This window comes from Clostridium tarantellae (assembly GCF_009295725.1).
Classification (GTDB): domain Bacteria; phylum Bacillota; class Clostridia; order Clostridiales; family Clostridiaceae; genus Sarcina; species Sarcina tarantellae.
Genome location: NZ_WHJC01000502.1, coordinates 1 through 1,379, shown reverse-complemented (window position 1 = coordinate 1,379; position 1,379 = coordinate 1). Strand labels below are relative to the sequence as shown.

The window sequence follows — 1,379 nt, the reverse complement described above, 5'->3', positions numbered from 1 at the left end:
GTTTTTTAACTTAAAATAATTTTTATTTAAATTCAATCATTTTAACAAAATTATTTATATAAAGATTTTTACTATTATTTAATTCACTTATAAACCCATGCTCTTTTATTTTTCCATCACATATAAATATATAATAATCTGCAAATTTTTTAGCAAAATTTAATTCATGAGTTACCATAATTATTTCAGATTCTTCTTTTATCTGTATTAATGTTTGCATTACTTCATAAGCTAAAATTGGATCTAAAGCACTAGTAGGTTCATCTAAAAACAACATAGAAGCTCCACATACTAAAGCTCGTACTATAGCTACTCTTTGTGCTTGCCCTCCGCTTATTTGATGTGGCTTTTTATTTTTATGTTCTAAAATCCCAACCTTTTTCATCCAATTTTCTGCTATTATATTTGCTTTTAATTTCTTTATTTTAAATACACTAGTAAGTTGTATAGTTATATTTTCTAAAATAGTCAGATTAGGAAAAAGATTATTATTTTGAAACACATAACCTATCTTATTCAAATACTCTCTTTCATTGTTTTTATCTAATACATTTATTTCATTTATTTTTAAAATATCTGCTTTAGCACTCTCGATAGTTCCAAGTATTTTTAAAAATGTACTTTTTCCTCCACCACTTGGACCAATAATAGCTATACTTTTTACATTTTCCACAAAAAAATATGGTATATTTAAAATTTCTTCTTCTCCAAATTTTTTAATTAAATTTTTAATTTCTAATTTCATTAATTTAATCCTACCTTTTTGCTTAAATATTTTGCTATATAGCTTAAAGGAATTGTTATTAATAGATATCCTATAGCCAATAATAAATAACCTGTTATAAATTCAAATGTTTTTGAATTAAATACATTCACAAAATTAGTAAACTCCGGTACAGATATCAATGATAATAAAGCTGTACTTTTAATTAGCAAACTAAAATGACTAGTTAGTGTAGGTAGTGTATTTTCTATTATTTGAGGAGCTATTATTTTAAATATTCTTGTTTTTTTAGGTAATTGTAAAGTATGCATTATATTAAACTGTTGCTTATCTAAAGAATTATATGCTCCTTGAAATGTTTTTGAAAAATATGATGCCATATAACCAGATAATATTAAAGTTCCTCCTAATATAGGATTATTAATTCCTAATGCTGATGCAAGAAAAAAATATAATACTATTACGTGTACAAGCAATGGTACACCTAAAGATATTTGTGTATAGACATAAAAAAAATAATTAAAATATAATTTTTTACTTATACTCATAAAAAAAAGTATTATTCCCCAAAGTATACTTAAAATTAAAGCTATTATACTAATTTCTATTGTTGTTATATATGCTTTTATCATTAAATCTTTATATTCTATAATAG

2 protein-coding genes are annotated in these 1,379 nt (G+C 22.8%); both read right to left on the bottom strand.

What is annotated here, in order from left to right; all coding sequences use genetic code 11:
- Window positions 1-22 precede the first annotated feature (22 nt).
- Window positions 23-745 carry an ATP-binding cassette domain-containing protein gene (locus GBZ86_RS15950; RefSeq protein ID WP_152892293.1) on the bottom strand — a complete coding sequence of 241 codons (723 nt, stop codon included), beginning with the start codon at window positions 743-745 and terminating at the stop codon, window positions 23-25.
- Window positions 745-1,379, bottom strand: a 635-nt coding sequence (locus GBZ86_RS15945; protein ID WP_152892291.1) for an ABC transporter permease subunit, incomplete at its 5' end; no start/stop codon positions are given. The genes GBZ86_RS15950 and GBZ86_RS15945, both read right to left, overlap by 1 nt.

What these genes read in the sequence shown, in the direction of transcription:
- GBZ86_RS15950 (WP_152892293.1), bottom strand. Translation starts at nt 745, where the DNA reads ATGAAATTAGAAATTAAAAATTTAATTAAAAAATTTGGAGAAGAAGAA.